This is a genomic window from Sporosarcina thermotolerans (assembly GCF_030067815.1).
GTDB lineage: Bacteria > Bacillota > Bacilli > Bacillales_A > Planococcaceae > Sporosarcina > Sporosarcina thermotolerans.
Window position 1 is genome coordinate 1,562,597 of the sequence record NZ_CP125968.1, and the last position, 16,053, is coordinate 1,578,649.

Annotated in this window: 17 protein-coding genes, 2 pseudogenes and 1 riboswitch; of the genes and pseudogenes, 10 read left to right on the plus strand and 9 right to left on the minus strand. The window is 38.8% G+C overall.

Translation table 11 applies throughout. The features are described from left to right. Nucleotides 1–63: 63 nt before the first annotated feature. From QNH10_RS08875 to QNH10_RS08905, 6 genes and pseudogenes are all read right to left on the minus strand, one after another. On the minus strand, nt 64–765 hold the full coding sequence (locus QNH10_RS08875) for an RNA-dependent RNA polymerase family protein (protein ID WP_283734305.1): 702 nt from the start codon (nt 763–765) through the stop codon (nt 64–66). After that, nucleotides 762–1,679 (minus strand): RNA-dependent RNA polymerase family protein, encoded by a 918-nt coding sequence (locus QNH10_RS08880; protein ID WP_283734306.1) that lies wholly within the window; start codon nt 1,677–1,679, stop codon nt 762–764. The genes QNH10_RS08875 and QNH10_RS08880 overlap by 4 nt, the downstream gene beginning before the upstream one ends. A gap of 831 nt (nt 1,680–2,510) precedes the next feature. Continuing rightward, nucleotides 2,511–3,556, minus strand: a pseudogene (locus QNH10_RS08885) (threonine aldolase family protein). After that, entirely contained in the window at nt 3,553–3,789 is a 237-nt protein-coding gene (locus QNH10_RS08895) for a cation:dicarboxylate symporter family transporter (protein WP_283734308.1), read from the minus strand. Before QNH10_RS08895 ends, QNH10_RS08885 begins: the two are co-directional and overlap by 4 nt. A gap of 50 nt (nt 3,790–3,839) precedes the next feature. Next, nucleotides 3,840–4,757 (minus strand): cation:dicarboxylate symporter family transporter, encoded by a 918-nt coding sequence (locus QNH10_RS08900; RefSeq protein WP_283734309.1) that lies wholly within the window; start codon nt 4,755–4,757, stop codon nt 3,840–3,842. Between the two features lie 532 nt (nt 4,758–5,289). Beyond that, complete coding sequence (locus QNH10_RS08905; RefSeq protein ID WP_283734310.1) at nt 5,290–5,412, minus strand: nucleoside triphosphate pyrophosphohydrolase family protein; 123 nt, start codon at nt 5,410–5,412, stop codon at nt 5,290–5,292. Between the two features lie 377 nt (nt 5,413–5,789). Here QNH10_RS08905 and QNH10_RS08910 point away from each other — a divergent pair, with 377 nt between their 5' ends. From QNH10_RS08910 to QNH10_RS21360, 8 genes are all read left to right on the plus strand, one after another. Next, the gene (locus tag QNH10_RS08910; RefSeq protein WP_283734311.1) at nt 5,790–6,497 is read left to right on the plus strand and encodes an Ltp family lipoprotein; all 708 of its coding nucleotides are present in this window, start codon (nt 5,790–5,792) and stop codon (nt 6,495–6,497) included. Nucleotides 6,498–6,825: 328 nt separating this feature from the next. Then, nucleotides 6,826–7,200: a hypothetical protein gene (locus QNH10_RS08915; protein WP_283734312.1), complete on the plus strand. Its 375-nt coding sequence runs from the start codon at nt 6,826–6,828 to the stop codon at nt 7,198–7,200. 14 nt (nt 7,201–7,214) lie between these two features. Continuing rightward, nucleotides 7,215–7,553 (plus strand): hypothetical protein, encoded by a 339-nt coding sequence (locus QNH10_RS08920; protein WP_283734313.1) that lies wholly within the window; start codon nt 7,215–7,217, stop codon nt 7,551–7,553. 213 nt (nt 7,554–7,766) lie between these two features. Next, nucleotides 7,767–8,339 (plus strand): HNH endonuclease, encoded by a 573-nt coding sequence (locus tag QNH10_RS08925; RefSeq protein WP_283734314.1) that lies wholly within the window; start codon nt 7,767–7,769, stop codon nt 8,337–8,339. 150 nt (nt 8,340–8,489) lie between these two features. Next, nucleotides 8,490–8,669 (plus strand): hypothetical protein, encoded by a 180-nt coding sequence (locus QNH10_RS08930; protein WP_283734315.1) that lies wholly within the window; start codon nt 8,490–8,492, stop codon nt 8,667–8,669. A gap of 399 nt (nt 8,670–9,068) precedes the next feature. Beyond that, a complete protein-coding gene (locus tag QNH10_RS08935) occupies nt 9,069–9,593 on the plus strand; it encodes a PDDEXK-like family protein (RefSeq protein WP_283734316.1) in 525 nt (174 codons plus the stop codon). A 77-nt stretch (nt 9,594–9,670) separates the two neighbouring features. After that, nucleotides 9,671–9,958: a topoisomerase DNA-binding C4 zinc finger domain-containing protein gene (locus QNH10_RS08940; protein ID WP_283734317.1), complete on the plus strand. Its 288-nt coding sequence runs from the start codon at nt 9,671–9,673 to the stop codon at nt 9,956–9,958. Between the two features lie 214 nt (nt 9,959–10,172). Further along, nucleotides 10,173–10,253, plus strand: a complete 81-nt coding sequence (locus QNH10_RS21360; protein ID WP_488199567.1) for a hypothetical protein — start codon at nt 10,173–10,175, stop codon at nt 10,251–10,253. A 498-nt stretch (nt 10,254–10,751) separates the two neighbouring features. On the opposite strand, the gene QNH10_RS08945 is transcribed toward QNH10_RS21360, so the two are convergent. The 3 genes and pseudogenes from QNH10_RS08945 to QNH10_RS08955 all read right to left on the minus strand — a co-directional run bounded on the left by QNH10_RS08945 (nt 10,752) and on the right by QNH10_RS08955 (nt 13,348). After that, on the minus strand, nt 10,752–11,165 hold the full coding sequence (locus QNH10_RS08945) for a beta-eliminating lyase-related protein (RefSeq protein ID WP_317941318.1): 414 nt from the start codon (nt 11,163–11,165) through the stop codon (nt 10,752–10,754). Nucleotides 11,166–11,361: 196 nt separating this feature from the next. Next, on the minus strand, nt 11,362–11,502 hold the full coding sequence (locus tag QNH10_RS08950) for a hypothetical protein (RefSeq protein ID WP_283734318.1): 141 nt from the start codon (nt 11,500–11,502) through the stop codon (nt 11,362–11,364). Between the two features lie 839 nt (nt 11,503–12,341). Continuing rightward, a pseudogene (locus QNH10_RS08955) lies at nt 12,342–13,348 on the minus strand (IS1595 family transposase). 147 nt (nt 13,349–13,495) lie between these two features. Continuing rightward, nucleotides 13,496–13,596: riboswitch (purine riboswitch) on the plus strand. Between the two features lie 126 nt (nt 13,597–13,722). On the opposite strand from QNH10_RS08955, the gene QNH10_RS08960 reads away from it, so the two are divergent. Both QNH10_RS08960 and QNH10_RS08965 read left to right on the plus strand, forming a co-directional pair. After that, complete coding sequence (locus QNH10_RS08960; protein ID WP_283734319.1) at nt 13,723–15,018, plus strand: NCS2 family permease; 1,296 nt, start codon at nt 13,723–13,725, stop codon at nt 15,016–15,018. Between the two features lie 271 nt (nt 15,019–15,289). After that, nucleotides 15,290–15,946, plus strand: a complete 657-nt coding sequence (locus tag QNH10_RS08965; protein ID WP_283734320.1) for a reverse transcriptase-like protein — start codon at nt 15,290–15,292, stop codon at nt 15,944–15,946. The last annotated feature ends 107 nt before the right edge of the window (nt 15,947–16,053 follow it).

Genomic DNA, 16,053 nt, shown 5'->3' on the forward strand with positions numbered 1-16,053 from the left:
TACGGCTATTTTTTCCTAAGTACCTAGCAGCAGCGAATAATAAATCTGCTGCTATATACTTTGCTACGTAATTTTCACTGTCGGGGATTCCTTTTTGTTATTCAATTTCAAGCGTATAGCGTCCAGGACAGGTACAAGCAACTTAGGGTCAGGATACAGATCCAAAGCAATCTTAAGTAGATTGTGTAATGAAGGGTTTTTTGCCCAGCATGCAATCAATCTGCGTGCAGTAGCCTCGAATTCATGGTCCTGTTGAGCTGGTTTCAATTCAGTGACCATCGATTGTTGCATTCTCAGCACTTTATCCATGCGAGTTGCAACGAAGCGTTGCATAGTATCATCTCTCACATCAAGCTTCGGCTTTGAAATAAATGACAATTCAAGTTCATTATGCACTTCAGAATTGGGGGTTAATTGCAATGAGAGCTCCAATAGGCTTTGTAAACTATCAAATGCACTTTTTAGCGATTCAACCGTCGGTGTAACACTGATAGCTCTTTGAGTATCTTCCATAATAATTGATAGACTAGATAATGTCGATGCTTGAGCGTAATTCGTGATTGTAACTTTATCATTTAGCTCTAATTCCTTTGTTGTTCCAATATTCTTAACGTGAGCCAACAATTTATCGGAAATTATTTCTCTCAATAGCTTCTTAAGATAATCTGCTTCCTCGGAAGACTCAACTACAAATGACAAATCATCAACATATCGACAGTAATCTCGTATTTTTAAATTTGCATTTAGTTCATCATTATTAATCATTTCCCCATTGAAATATCAAAATTCAATAAGTAGGCATTGGAAAGAAAGCCACTCGCTACTAGACCTTGTGGTAAACCCAAAGATTGTTCTGTTACTGTTCCATTAGTGTTCTCCCATTTCCAAGTAAATATCTTACTAACTAAATCTTTATCAAATTGCATGTTGGCTTCTTCTGCTATCTTATGTAATATGTTTACTAATGCGTCAGTATCAATAACAGTGAAGAACGATTTAATATCAAAAGTTATTATGTACAACTCTTCATCGGAAGTACCTAAAGAAGAATAGAATTCACATATTTGCCTTGGCCTTTTTAGGAACAATTTATAGTCTTCGAAGTATTGTCTGTATGTTTTAGAGTTTCCCCATGAAAATATTGCTATATCCTTTTCTTCTTGATCGGTGGTCCAATTGCAGTGTAAACGGTTTCCGTAGCTATATACATTCTTCTTCTGTGCCTTTAAAAAGTCTTGCTCTTCCGAAAACCCTTGAGCAGTTTCTATTAAATTCGCCATGGTCATCATCACTGCAGTGGAAAGAGTTTGGTCTCGTATAGAAACATGGGCTAAAGGTCTTAAATAGTCTGATTCATCCTTTTTTGAATCCTTATCTTTTATCTTCCACAATTCCTGGCTGTCTGAAGGCATTTTGACAAAATGCCATTCTTGGTTTTTGGGTGCAGGTATACATTTTAAAGGATGTGTCGTAAAGTCATCATTTAAAGAAGATCCCCACTCGCCTAGCAAACGTTCAATCTGAATGGTTGTTTTATCAAGCTCTAGAATATCGGCATACCAATTTGCTCTCCGAATATAAGAATTTGATTTTTTCCAAGCCTGAGACAATATCACCTTATCTGTAAGGAAATCAGCAGTAGGAGATAAATCAATATACTTTTGCATAATCATAGACATTTCTTTTACCCCTTTTTGATAAAGATTAAAAATAATAACTTGATTTAATACAATCATTTCCGGGTACCAGGTTCTCATTGAATTTCAAATTGTTTTAGAATCTGGTTCCCTAATTTTCATTTCGTTAGTAACTTAATGTTCTTATTAATCTTACTATGGTAGAATGATTGTGTGCAACCGGATATTGTTAGGGTGGTTGGTTGTCTCTCTTCTTTCCTTTTCGGAAAGGAGGTGATAATCATGGAAACATTTCTTGAATTTCTACGAGAAGTCCTGAAGGGAGTGGTGCGTGCTATAAGCGCATATTTCTTTCGCATACACGTTTTCAGAACACAAGAAAACCACCCTACGCCGTAGCAAGCCAAAGGGTGGTTTTCGAAGAAAATAACTTAATTTGACAACCAACATCCTGACGGTTATGGTTGCGGGAGAAGTTGCTTGCACTTCTCTCTTTTATTATATTCCTATTATACCTAAAATAAACCCTTAAGAGAAGTGAAAAGATTATAAATCATTTGAGTCCCATGTTTTCGAATTATTCCAGAACCCGGCACCATTCACCATTTCAATACCAGAATCCCAGCAATTTTAAAATAATTCCATAACCGTGCACAACACATAGAATTATATAATTGTGCGGCACCTTTCTTTACCCTCACGCTCCATTAGTTCCCTAAAAGTACTAACTACATAATTTTTGGTACCAGGTTCTTATTGAATTTCGAATTGTTTAAGAACCTGGTACTATTTTCAATTTAAATACCAGGTTCCCATCAATTTTATGTTCCACCACCGTGCACAACACAATATATAATTATGTGGCATCTTTCCTTATCTTTTTCCCTCAAGTAGTTCCCTAAAAGTACTAACGACATAATCTATCTGATCATCTGAAATCAAATAATGGACAATTATCCGAATCTTTTTCGACCCTATCTTTTTCACTTTTATCCTTTTTTCTTTAAGATCATTAATTAGTTTATCGGCATCCATTTCACTTTGAAGTATAGTAACCGAGATAATATTCGTTTGTACATCATTCAAATTAATGAAGAGCCCCTCTATGGAAGATAGCTTCTCCGCCAATTGTTTTGCCTTATCGTTGTCCTCTTTTAATCGATCAATCATATTTTCCAAAGCGTAAATCCCGGGAGCTGCGATTATTCCGGCTTGTCTCATGCCGCCGCCAAGTCTTTGGCGGTTTATTTTTGCCTTTTCGATAAATTCTTTTGTCCCTACAAGAATGGATCCTAATGGACAACCTAATCCTTTTGTGAGGCAAAATTGAGCGGCATCTACATACTTGCATAACACTGACGGTTGTACTCCTAACTCTACTGAAGCGTTAAAAATTCTCGCTCCGTCAAGATACACAGGTAACCCGTATTGCTTCGCGACTTCTTGAATCTCTTTCATGTTTTCAAGGGTAACAATTTGTCCAAGGTTTAAGTTGTACGTATTTTCCAAAGAAATTAATGCTGTTTTAGCCCTTTGGATATCGCCCCTAAAAATAGAGGACTCTACAAGCTCGGGATCGAAATATCCATTCTCTACATGAATAGGCCTTGCTTGCACTTGTGATAACGCTGATATTGCGGCTCCTTCTAAATTGTAGATATGAGATTCGCTTCCAAGGATAATTTCCTGCCCCCTTGTTGAAAATCCCATTATCGCAATCTGATTTGCCATGGTGCCGGATAGGACGAGCATTGCGTCCTCCATGCCTAATAGGTCGGCGGCTTTTCTTTCTAATTCATTTACCGTAATATCTTCCCCATAATGTCGTCCCCAAGTGTAGCGTTTGCGATTGCCTCCATCATTTGGGGTTTCGGTAGGGTAACGGTATCACTTCGAAGATCAATTTCCTCAACGATCATACGGTTTCACTCTCGATGTCAGTTGAACTTGTAGATTCCTGACTTCCGTTTTTTTCCTTTCCGAAAAATCGGTTGATGATCATAAGGATTGAGCCGTCACCTGTAATATTTGTAGCTGTCCCGAAGCTATCTTGAATCATGAACAGCGCTAACATTAGGCCAATCGCTTCATCACCGAATCCAAGGGTGGACTGTAATATTCCGATTGCAGCCAAAGCAGATCCACCTGGCACACCTACAGCCCCAACCTCAATTACACCAAGAATTAGAATGAAAGAGATGATCAGTCCGACTGGGGTAGCTCGCCACCTGTTAAGAGAGTTACTGTGATTGCACTTATAGTTAACGTCATTGCAGCGCCTGAAAGGTGAACGTTTGCTGTCAGTGGCATAACAAAATCTGCAATCTTTTTATTGATGAACGGAATTGTCCGTGCTTGTCTAAGGGAAACTGGCATTGTAACAGCACTCGACATTGTTCCAAATGCCGTGAAATAGGCAGGTAGCATTGCTTTAAAAACAACCAACGGATTCTGCTTGGAAATCATTCCTGCCAGCGTATACTCAATGATCAGCCAAATAACTTGCATGATTACAATTAAGACAAGCATTTTACCGAAGACCGAAATCGTTCCAAACAATGCACCCTTCGCAGCGATACCTGCAAAAATACAAGCAATAAAAATAGGGAGAACTGGAATGATGAATTTTTGAATGACACGCTCGACTACGTTTCTAAATTCAATTACAGCACCAGAAAGGATTGGTGCTTTCCCCCATGTAGAAGCCATTCCGATAATAATCGCCAATACCAAAGCCGAAATAATGTTCATCAGTGGCGGGATATCGAGGGTGACAAAAGGTGCACCAATTGCAATGCTTTCAACGACCTGGCCAGCCTGTATAGCAAAATTCGGGATAATTAAATAGGCTGCCGCTGCAGCAAGTCCACAAGCTATTATCGTATCCAAATATGAAATCCCGATCGTGAAACTTAATAGCTTTCCAGCCTTTGTCTCAAATTCTGCAATACTTGCCGCAACAAACGCAAAAATGATTAAAGGAATAAAGAATTTAATGAGGTTACCCAATAGCATACTTCCGGTTTCCGTAAATCGGATCATCCAGTCAGGGCCAAAGATTCCTATCAAAATACCGATACCAAGACCAAGCAACAATTTCGGAATAAGACCAAACTTCATATACTCTCCCCCTATCTAATGTATGGTACTGCGTACAATAGACTATATGCTTGGTTACTAAAGGACATGTATGCTTGCTTGAACATATGTTCTAATTGTGTTAAAATTTAGTCAATATATTAACGACTGCTATAAACATAAGGGGGATTTTGTATGGCAGACATTGAAAAGATAGTGAACATACCTTTGAGCAATACAAGCATGTAATTGAGTATGGTGAGGATTTTTGGTTTGCAAGGGATTTGCAAATTGTTCTTCGGTACAAAGAATGGAGAAACTTCATTAAAGTTATTGAAAAAGCAAAATCTGCTTGTAAAACCAGCGGTAATGGGGTTTTAGACCAACTTGTTGACGTCAACAAAATGGTACGTCTTGGAGAACCCGGTACCCTTTCCTTGAGAGTGGGGAGCACTTCCTTCACACCGGATTTCATGACAAATGCGGTCATCCAGTAAATCGTGTCGACTTCAGCCGTTAGGCGCTTCAAATCAGCTAACAGATTCCGGGTCACCAGCCGCGGCTTAGTCATCGTTCACTTCCACCATGTAATGCGCTCTTCAAATCCTCCACGTTTCGCCGCCATCTCCCCACGCACGGCTTCTAAATCCTTGACAGTCTTTTCGTGGAACTTCGCAGCCGCAAGTACCTCCAGCAAATCGGCCAGCTCCTCTACTGCCTCTTCCGGTTGACTTCTTCTATGTATTTCACGTCATCCAGTTATGTCACACACGTCTTCTCAATCCCGTTCGATGATTTGTGGGGTTAGGTCGCATACAAGTTTATTGTATATTGGCATGTGGTGTCTCTCCTTTTGTGTGTTCTCTTATTGTTTAACATAGTGGGGAAATTGGAGGAGTTTGAATAATTACCAAATAAGTAATATTACTCATTTATATAGGATATATTACATGCGGTATGATACTATTGAATTAGTGGGAATAATGTGGAAAAAGTAGATTCAAATGGTTGCGTTGATTCAATGCTAGTTCCATTTTTAAAGCTTTAGGAAAACAAATTTAGGAGGTATGGGAGATGAAAGAGCAGAAAAGAATGAAAAAACCTTTTTACAAGAAGTGGTGGGTTTGGATAATTGCAATTATCTTTGTCATAGCTATTACTACTGGCGGCGGCGAGGAGGATAAACTTGAATCAAATGCAAAAAAAGAAGAAGAGAAAGTAGCTGTTAGTGTAGGAGATAAGAAAGAAAAGCCGGAAGAAGAGAAGGTAGAAAAAGAGGAAGAACTGGAAGAGGCAGACGAAGTTTCAGAAGTCCAAGATGATGTTCCTAAAGAGTTTAAGTCAGCGTTAAGTAAAGCAGAGTCTTATGCTAAAACCATGAGCATGTCCAAAGACTCAATTTACGAGCAGTTGACTTCAGAATTTGGAGAGAAGTTTTCAGTGGAAGCTGCTCAATATGCAATGGATAATTTTGAGTATGATTGGAAAAGTAATGCATTAAAGAAAGCCGCAACTTATTCAAAAACAATGCATATGTCAAAGCAAGGGATTTATGACCAGCTTGCTTCAGAATATGGCGAAAAGTTTACTGATGAAGAGGCCCAATTTGCAATCGATAACTTGATATCAGATTACAACAAAAATGCCTTAGAAAAAGCTAAGACATATCAAGATACGATGAATATGTCTCCTGAAGCTATAAGGGATCAACTGACTTCTCCATATGGGGAAAAATTCACTAAAGAAGAGGCTGACTATGCTATCGATAATTTGGATAAGTGATGGTTTTAGTAAAGATATAGCGCAGACTAATGGAATTTGGACAGTTCTTGAAAGAATTTCAAAAAAACAGGGTGAGAAACAAATAAAAAGGAACGGACGAGCTAAACGCCGTCAGTTCCTTACGTAGAGTGTATTACGCGTGAACTAAGCGCCACGAGTAGATACATTCCTTATTTAACGTACCCTAATTATGAATGAATTATGTATTTGTGTCAAGGGGGTAAGAATTTTTGGACAAACAATTTGAAAACTACACCGATTTGACTATATTTTTTGATGAAAGCGGAAAAACGAAAACTGATAAAATCCAACTAATGGGTGGCCATCTTTGCCAAGTAGAATCTACTTTAGTAATCAATTTCTCTCTTTACATCGATTAAATGAATCCTACAGATACCACTGGTCTGAGTACAAAGGGGACTATAAGCAGAGGGAGGGTATTCTGCTGCTTTTCGATATCGCATCTTCCCTTGCGCCATTTGGACAGCTTAATATCATTCGTTATTCCCGACAGAACCTAATTATTCAAGAAAAAAAGTTTAGCACATTTGATCCAGATAAGAAGGGCAATGAGATAATGACGAATATGTTATGCACGAAATTACCTGAAAGAATCATGTATGGATTACTAAGGGGTATGACCCTTCAAGTCCAATCCGATCTACTTTATATATTGAACATGCAAATGAATATGTATCCTTAAATTTGGCAGAGAGTATGAAGTTACAATTAAATATTCATGCTCTTTATCGCGGCGAGCCATTCTACGTTCACGAATGTGGTTACAGGAAGAAAGGCGAAGAAATTGGGGTGGAACTTACTGATATTTTACTGGGAATTGTTAGAACCATCCTTGAAAATCCAGATTGCGAAAGCAGGAAGAAGAGAGAGCAAGTTAAATTAATAGTTGAATTGTTGAGGACGGAGAAACTTCAACCCTTCTTGAATCGATTAAGATTGTTTGAGTTGATGAGTTCAAGTGATTTACGAGAAATTGATATTAAAGCCAGCGTTAAAATGTTTATTGTGAAAAACTATGAGATCTACTTTGATTAATACTCTGTATTTTAAAATAGAGTGCATTTGGTGTACCAGGTTTTCATTGAGTTTCGAATTATTTTAGTACCTGGCACACTTCGTTTTTTAAGACCTATCTTTATACCTTTTATCGGTGCATCGCAATCACTTGGTTTGTAAGACGTGTATTCCGTATAAGTAGTTATTACCCTACATTTTTATTTTAATAAAAACCAGGCCGGAGGTGATGAAGTGGGGGTTTCCGTAGGCGACTTCTGCACTCTCTATAAACAATGCAAAATATGCAATGAACTTAAACATAAGATGAAATTCCCATCAGGAGGCGGAAGAAAGAAAAGCGGCGGAAAAAGAAAGTCGTACTGCTATGATTGCAAAGAGCGCAGGCATGAAAGGACTATTGAACCCCTTCAGACATATAGTTATGACACATCTGCGCTCGATGAAAGCAGTGACATCACGATCCGAGGTCGTGACTTGAATAATCGTAAATATAAAAGTGTCGTAAGCTATGAAAAAGCAAAGAGGTTAGTGGAAGAGGGCGCTGCGGGAATCTATCATAGTACGCTCATTCATCATTTTTATCATAGAAGACTCCTAAAGTCGATTATTTTAGAACGTGATCAACTTACATGCCACTATTGTGGAAAGTATGGAGATACTATTGATCATAAGCTGCCAAGGTCAAAAGGCGGGCTTAGCACGATTGCAAACTGCGTTTGTGCTTGTTTAACGTGTAATACTAAAAAAGGTGACATGGCGTATGAAAAATATATGGCAAAGATTAGATTTCAGGTACCAGGTTGAGCGACCGAGCAAAGTTGCAGCATATAGCGGGTGGGATTCCCGCCGGGTAAGAATTAGCCATTTGCCCGTAGCGAGTCTTGGAGGATGAGGGGTAACCTTCATCTTTAAGCGGGTGGACAAGGGAATACTCTTGAAAAGGTGAATGATAAAATGTTACGAAAAGACGACGAAAATTTTGAAGGTCAATTCCCTGACGGAGTATTTGCAATTCCGAAGGATAACGACGAGCCGCGTATTAAGGTTAGGGCCCTATTTAACTATTGTGAACAACGAGGAATAACTCCTGATCAACTATCATGTGAAGAGTTGGAGAAATTTATGGAAAAGTAAGTAGATACTTGTAAAATGGGAAGCTGTGCGAAAAAATATTTGCCAAATCACAAAAAAATGTATAAGTATTAAATGATAGGCGATTGGTGCAGCGTTTTCTTAGTTTGCAACATTTCACGTACCAGGTTCTCATTGAATTTCGAATTGTTTTAGAACCTGGTACCTCGCACGTTTACACTCGCAGCATTGATTGTAGCTATATTGTCGTTTAACCCATAAAAAATAATCCATCCTTGAGTGTCTAGCTCGCATAGGATGGATTATTTCACCTCGGGCTGATCCCCCTTGAAGGGAACCTGCTATTACAGACCGCTTAATGTTCACAGCATTAGGCGGTCCTTTTTAGATTGGTTATTGAAACCAATTATATGCCTGTTATCTTTAGTATAGAGATATTTCTTGGTCTTTACAACCAATTCCCTTTCCAAACAATTCACTTATTTACATAACCACTTCAACCGTTTTAATCCATTTAAAGTTCTGCAAGTAGATAATTATGAAATCCGACATTCCAATGTATTGGCGTGGTTGATGGATCCGGGCCAGAATCATGATTTGGGTTCATATTTCATTAAGAAGCTTATGGCAAAAGTTTTTGTCAATCCTGCTAATTATGAGGATGAAGACAAGATTGCTAATTATGATGTACTTCAACTGAGCCGTCATTCTTACCATGACCTTGTTGTATTTAAAGAGTTGGCGACATCTAATCGGAAGCGAATCGATTTATTAGCTGTTTCCCACTTGCATCAAGTGGCGGTTTTGATTGAAAACAAGTTTTGGTCCACCGAATCTGAAGGGCAGCTTGAAGAATACATCGAGTTTGTTCGAACGGCTTATGCTGGATATAAAATCATCCCGGTGTTTTTGACATTGCAGGATGAGGAGCCTAATTTCGAGTACCAGGTTCTCATTGAATTTTGAATTGTTTTAAAACATGGTACCTTTTGAACTTCCAGCGATTTTTTCAAAATAGGGAGAAGTCCATTGGCGAAGCGGAATTGAAAGATATTGGCAAGAAAATCGAGCAGCTGAATGTCACAGATAATAAAGAGAAGAAAGCACTGAAGAAAAAGCATAGAGACACGACAAGAAATGCAACGGGAAGCAGGCAAGGAAAGAGTCGTATCCCGGTAGCCAAAGCTGTTAGCCCTGTCACTTCACATTCATCTTCGACAACCAAGGAGTGTCCGAAATGCGGGGCAGCTATGACTTTGAAAGCAGGACGAAATGGGAAGTTTTATGGGTGCGGCGGGTTTCCGGTGTGTCGGTATACGGAGAAGGGATGACTTGCTATCTAAAACAAATTGAAAATGTACTGACAATGCACCCACCATTATTAGATGAAGGTCTTACATTATTGCAAAGGCAGCTGGACAAAATTTTTGGTACCAGGCTCACATTGAATTTTGAATTGTATAAGAACCTTGTACCCTTCACTAATTGAATTTCAATTTGTTTAGGAACCTGATACATTCACTAAGTGCGGCTGATGGTGTAGTCTTGGCAAGAAGAGCAAATGGGTGGAAAGAGTGGAAGGATGAGATTGGAAGTACCTTAGATCAGTTTAAGCGACAGAAATAGTGGATAGAAGGAAGGTCTCGGGGTCTGCACATGTTACTATCAATGAGTTGAAGTCTGTATGGGTGACTAATTGAACCCCCTTTTTTTATATGTAACTTAATGTTCATATTAATCTTACTATGGTAGAATGATTGTGTGCAACCAGATATTGTTAGGGTGGTTGGTTGTCCCTCTTCTTTCCTTTTTGGAAGGGAGGTGATAATCATGGAAACATTTCTTGAATTTCTACGGGAAGTCCTGAAGGGAATGGTTCGCGCAATAAGCGCACATATCTTTCGGATACACATTCTATAAATACAAGAAAACCACCCAGCGCCGTCGCAAGCAAAAGGGTGGTTTTCGAAGTAAATAAAAATTCTTTGACAACCACCACCCTGACGGTAGAGGTTGCAGGGAGAAGTAGCTTGCGCTTCTCTCTTTTATTATATTCCTATTATACCAAAAATAAACCTTCAAGAGAAGTTAAAAGATCTTAAATCATTTGTATGATATCTTTCGTTATCCCTTTCCCTCCAATAGTTCCCTAAACCTACTGACGACATAATCAATATGTTCATTTGTAATCAAATAATGAACAATCATTCGAATCTTTTTTGTCCCTATCTTTTTCACTTTTATTCTTTTTCCTCTAAGTTCATTGATTAGTTTATCGGCATCCATTTCATTATGATGTATAGTGACTGATATAATATTTGTTGGTACATCAATCAAGTTAATGAATAGACCTTCTATTGAAGATAGCTTCTCCGCCAATTGTTTAGCCTTGTCGTTGTCATCTTTTAATCGTTCAATCATATTTTCCAAAGCGTATATTCCTGGAGCAGCAATTATTCCGGCTTGTCTCATGCCACCGCCAAGTCTTTGGCGGTTTAATTTTGCCTTTTCGATAAATTCTTTTGTCCCTGCAAGAATGGACCCTAATGCATTTCAGGTACCAGGTTCTCGTTGAATTTCGAATTGTTTCAGAACCTGGTACCAAAACTCAAAGTTGGAGAAAGTCGTCTGTTCTACTTTTTCTACGTTGGTATTGGAAATTTTGTACATGGCGGATTCCTCCTTATGGAATTGGGGCGTTTTGGTAATTTGAATGTACCATATATAATGATATCTACAACCCAAAATCTGAAACAAACTCCTTAATGCGCTCTTTCGACATTCCTTCAGCCGCCAAATCCGCAACAATCGCACGTCGCATCTGTGCGATTTTATCAAGTTCCTTTACTTTCTCATACGCCTCCACCCAAACCATTTCGCGCCCCCTACAGATACAAAAAATAACCTTTTTCATCTACATTACCACCTATACAAGTTGTATTTTTAACGCAAGGTTTTCATTTTTGTTCAATTGCAATATACATAGGGTTTTTGGAATTTGCTACGCTGCGAATAGATAAGGGGAAGAAAGGTTGGGCTATCTAAAATGGAATCGATTATTTCCCACGGTTTATCGTTCATTTCCCGGAAGTTATCGATCATTTGACGAAGGATATCGTTCATTTCCCAAAATATATCGATCATTTCCCGTGCTATATTGTCGTTTTGTTACTATTGGCCTATATAGATTGAACAGTGTGATTCAAAGCAAGAAAACGACTTATCGGAAACAAGTTCTCATTGAATTACGAATTGTTTCAGAACCTAATACCTATTTTAATAGGCTGTTTTCTCAAAGTTTGTTGCTTTTGAAAACGCTTTGTTAAATATCCCTGTCGAAAATGAAACTTATCACTCATTAAGAACGTTTTAATATTATGGATATTATTGTTCAATTAACGGGAAAGGTTTATATAATAAGAATTTGCAATACTATTTTAGAGGTACTTACTTTGGGTCAAAGTATCTCTTGTCAGTACGATTAATTAGGGGCTAGATAGATTTGAAGATGAATAAAAAAGGATTCGGTAAGTTTTTAAAAATGATTTTTTTCTCTGTCAGTGGAATATATTTAGTTTTTGCAGTTGTAGGTTTAGTTGTAATGGTATTGTTTACTATTTCCTATTTCGCACAATAAAGAAATAGCCATCTACACCTAACTGGGTGCAACAGGTGAAAAAAATGCTACAAAAGAGACCTTTTATTGGTCTTTTTTTATGCACTTCTGAGTATCTCCACAGTTGTTTTATTCGATTTTTGACACGCTGAAATAAGCATTTGCTCTACCCGATTTTCAAATGATGAATTCTTGCCGAGGTCAAGCCAACGGAACCAGTAGAGGTAGTTGTCAAGATACTTAGTAGCAACTCCTTGAAAACGTACCATCCAAGCCTTTAAACGATTGTGGAAGTTGTTGACGTGTTGGATGTGATAGATACCCTTCTTAACACGTTGTTTTTGACGTTCATTTACCGTTTCGTGCTTGAGTCCCTTTATTTTGGCGAACTTCTTGTAATTCGTGGCTGTATCTGTACATAACAAAGCAGACGGGTGAATGTATTCACCTATCACCGTGTCAATCTCTTCGGCTTTGGGGCGACCTCTTCCCGCAATGCGGGCAATCACACTTCCATTTCGGTCTTGTGCGACCACAACGGCAATTTTGAGGTTGGATATTCCACGCTTTTCGTCTTTCTCCCCACGTTTTTTCGCTTTCCTGTGAGTGATTTCCTTTCCTTTCATAGACTCACGAAAGAAGGTTTCATCACTTTCTACGATACCTTGTAGTTGATTAAAGCCTTGGCTTCCTAATGCATTTAGGATTTTATGTCTCCAGTAAAAAGCCGTAGATATATGGATTTGTAGGCGTTTGGCGATTTTCGGCAGTGTATAGCCTTCAACCATCAGTTCAATGTATTTGACCCACTTCTCGGGTAATGTGAGCCTGAAAATGGCGTGTTTGTCATATCATTGAACGATTTCCCGCAGTCACTACACAGGTACCGTTGTCTTGAGCGATATTTGCCATTACGTTTAACTGTTGTACTTCCACAATGAACGCAACCCAAACCAGAAGCAAAACGTGCTTCACGAATGCTTTTGAGTAGTGCTGTAATTTTATTGGGGTCATCTGGGAACAAGTCCTGTTTCATCGCTTCAAACAACGCCAATTGCTCTGATTTGGTTAAATCACTGAAGTCTTCATATACATCTGTCCACATGCTTAAACGCCTCCTTAACCATAGTGTATCAACCTTTTAACAGCATGGTCAAGAAAGCAACAATCTATACGAAAACAGCCTTTTAATATACAAAAATAGTTTATTGACGTTCTACCCTAAACTTGTTATCATTCATCTATTATTTATTTAAAAAGAATAGAAAGACCTTGTATAAATTCAAGAATACGGCTTGAAAGTTTCTACCAGCTACCCTAAATGGCTCGTCTACAAGGAATGTGAAAGTAATGCAATTTTATATTCCTTTTTGTAGAAAAGACTTTGTCCAATCTAAGGCCAAAGTTTTTTATTATATAGGGCATAATAGTATGAACTGGCTCGTTCATTCTTTACTTTAGCAAATAGGAGATTACACCATGAGAAACTTTTTTAAATTTACGGAACGGAATACTTCCTATAAGCAGGAAACACTGGCAGGCGTGACAACCTTCCTATCCATCGCGTATATATTAGTCGTCAATCCACTGATCCTCAGCCAAGCTGGGATGGATAGTGGTGCTGTCTTTACGGCAACCGCGCTTACTGCGATTATCGGTACACTCCTTATCGGGTTGCTTGCGAACTTCCCCATCGGCATTGCACCCAGTATGGGATTGAATTCATTTTTCACTTTTTCTGTCTGTATTGGGATGGGCATACAATGGGAAGTCGCCTTGACGGGTGTTTTTATTGCAGGCATCATTTTTATGTTGTTAAGTGTCATGAAAATCCGGGAGAAGATTATTACGATCATCCCTTTGAATTTAAAATATGCAATCGCTGCTGGAATTGGGTTCTTCATTACCTTTATTGGGTTGAAAAATGGAGGGCTTATTATTGCCAATCCGGAGACATTTGTTTCGATTGGTAACTTAACATCCCCTACGACCCTACTCGCCATTATTGGCTTGGTTATTACGATTGTTATGTTAGTGCGTGGAATAAATGGAGGAATTTTTTATGGAATGATCATTACTACGATTATTGGAATGATTGTTGGATTAATAAATGTTCCATCGGAAATTATTGGAAGTATACCAAGCTTGGAACCCACATTTGGTGTCGTGTTTTCCCATTTAAATCAGATTTTCACTCCTGAATTACTTGCAGTGATTTTCACTTTTTTAATCGTTGCCTTTTTTGATACGGCGGGTGCTTTAATTGCACTGGCCAGTCAAGCGGGAATGATGAAAGGGAATACGGTGCCGAATATAGGAAGAGCCTTGCTTGCGGATTCAACCGCTAGTGCAGTTGGCGCTATATTGGGAACATCCACACCTGCTACGAGTGTTGAATCTTCTGCCGGCATTGCAGTCGGAGGTAGAACAGGCTTTACATCTGTCGTTATTGCTGCTTGTTTTACGATTGCTTTGTTCTTCTCACCGTTGTTATCCGTTATTACATTGGAAGTAACAGCCCCTGCGTTAATTATTGTAGGAGCATTAATGGCAATGGAAATAAGAAAAATAGACTGGAGCAGGCTGGAAATTGTGATTCCATCCTTTTTAACGATCATCATGATGCCCCTCACTTCTAGTGTGGCAATGGGTCTTGCATTTGGTTTTATTCTTTATCCACTTTGTTTAATAGCACAAAAGCGGTTTAAAGAAATTCATCCCATTATGTATGTGCTTTGTTTGTTATTTATACTATACTTTGCTTTTATAGTGTAGCTTCAGTTTAGAGTGCTAGGTTCTCATTGAATTTTAATGTAATGAAAAGGCTCCCCAGCCAAGCTGGAGAGCCTTTTTCGTTACCAGGTTCTCATTAAATTTCGAATTGGCTATAACCTAACACCCTTCACTATTTTTTGGGCATGTTCGAATGGAAATCCTGTTCTTGGAGAACCGTAAGACTTGGTGAATCCTTTTTGGAATAAAATCTGAGATGGTGCCAATTAAATCGTCCCCCATTAGCCAAACTATTTTTATTGGAGGTGATGAAATGATTGTTTTACTCACATGGACGTATAGATCACCGAAGGGAGCGGAGACAATCTTTCGGTCCGAAGAAATGTCAGCGGAGCAAGCTGTATTAATCGCGGAGGATTTGGCGAAGACGGGCCGCGCAAAACAGGTGAACTTCGTCGATCGATTTGACAGTTCATGGACACTTAAAGAGTTGAAGGGTTATTTGAAAGGAATTGAAACAGAGCCGCATAACATCATCGTCTATTTCGATGGGGGGTTCGATTGGGAAACGAAGGCGGCCGGCGTAGGTTGCGTCATTTATTACGACCAAAATGGGAAGTCCTATAGACTTAGGAAAAATGCGTCTATCACTGGGTTAACTTCAAATAACGATGCTGAATACGCTGCACTTCACCTTTGCCTGCAAGAGCTTGAATTGTTAGGAGTCCATCATTTACCTGTCCGTATTATCGGTGATTCAAGGGTTGTCATCAATCATTTAACTGAGGAATGGCCGGTGATTGAGAAGGACTTGTACAGTTGGGCAGAAAAGATTGAAGAGAAAATGGACGCACTTGGACTTCAGCCTGAGTATGAGCTTGTTTCAAGGAAGAAGAATTCCGAAGCAGATCGTTTGGCTGTCCAAGCATTGGCTGGAACCGAGATTATGGCTACTATTGAAAAACGCTAACTTGGTACCAGGTTCTCATTGAATTTTGAATTGTTTTGGAACCTGGTACCTTTTACAATGGGTGTGGACATTCCTATATCCCCTCTATTAATTTCCCAATATCCTTT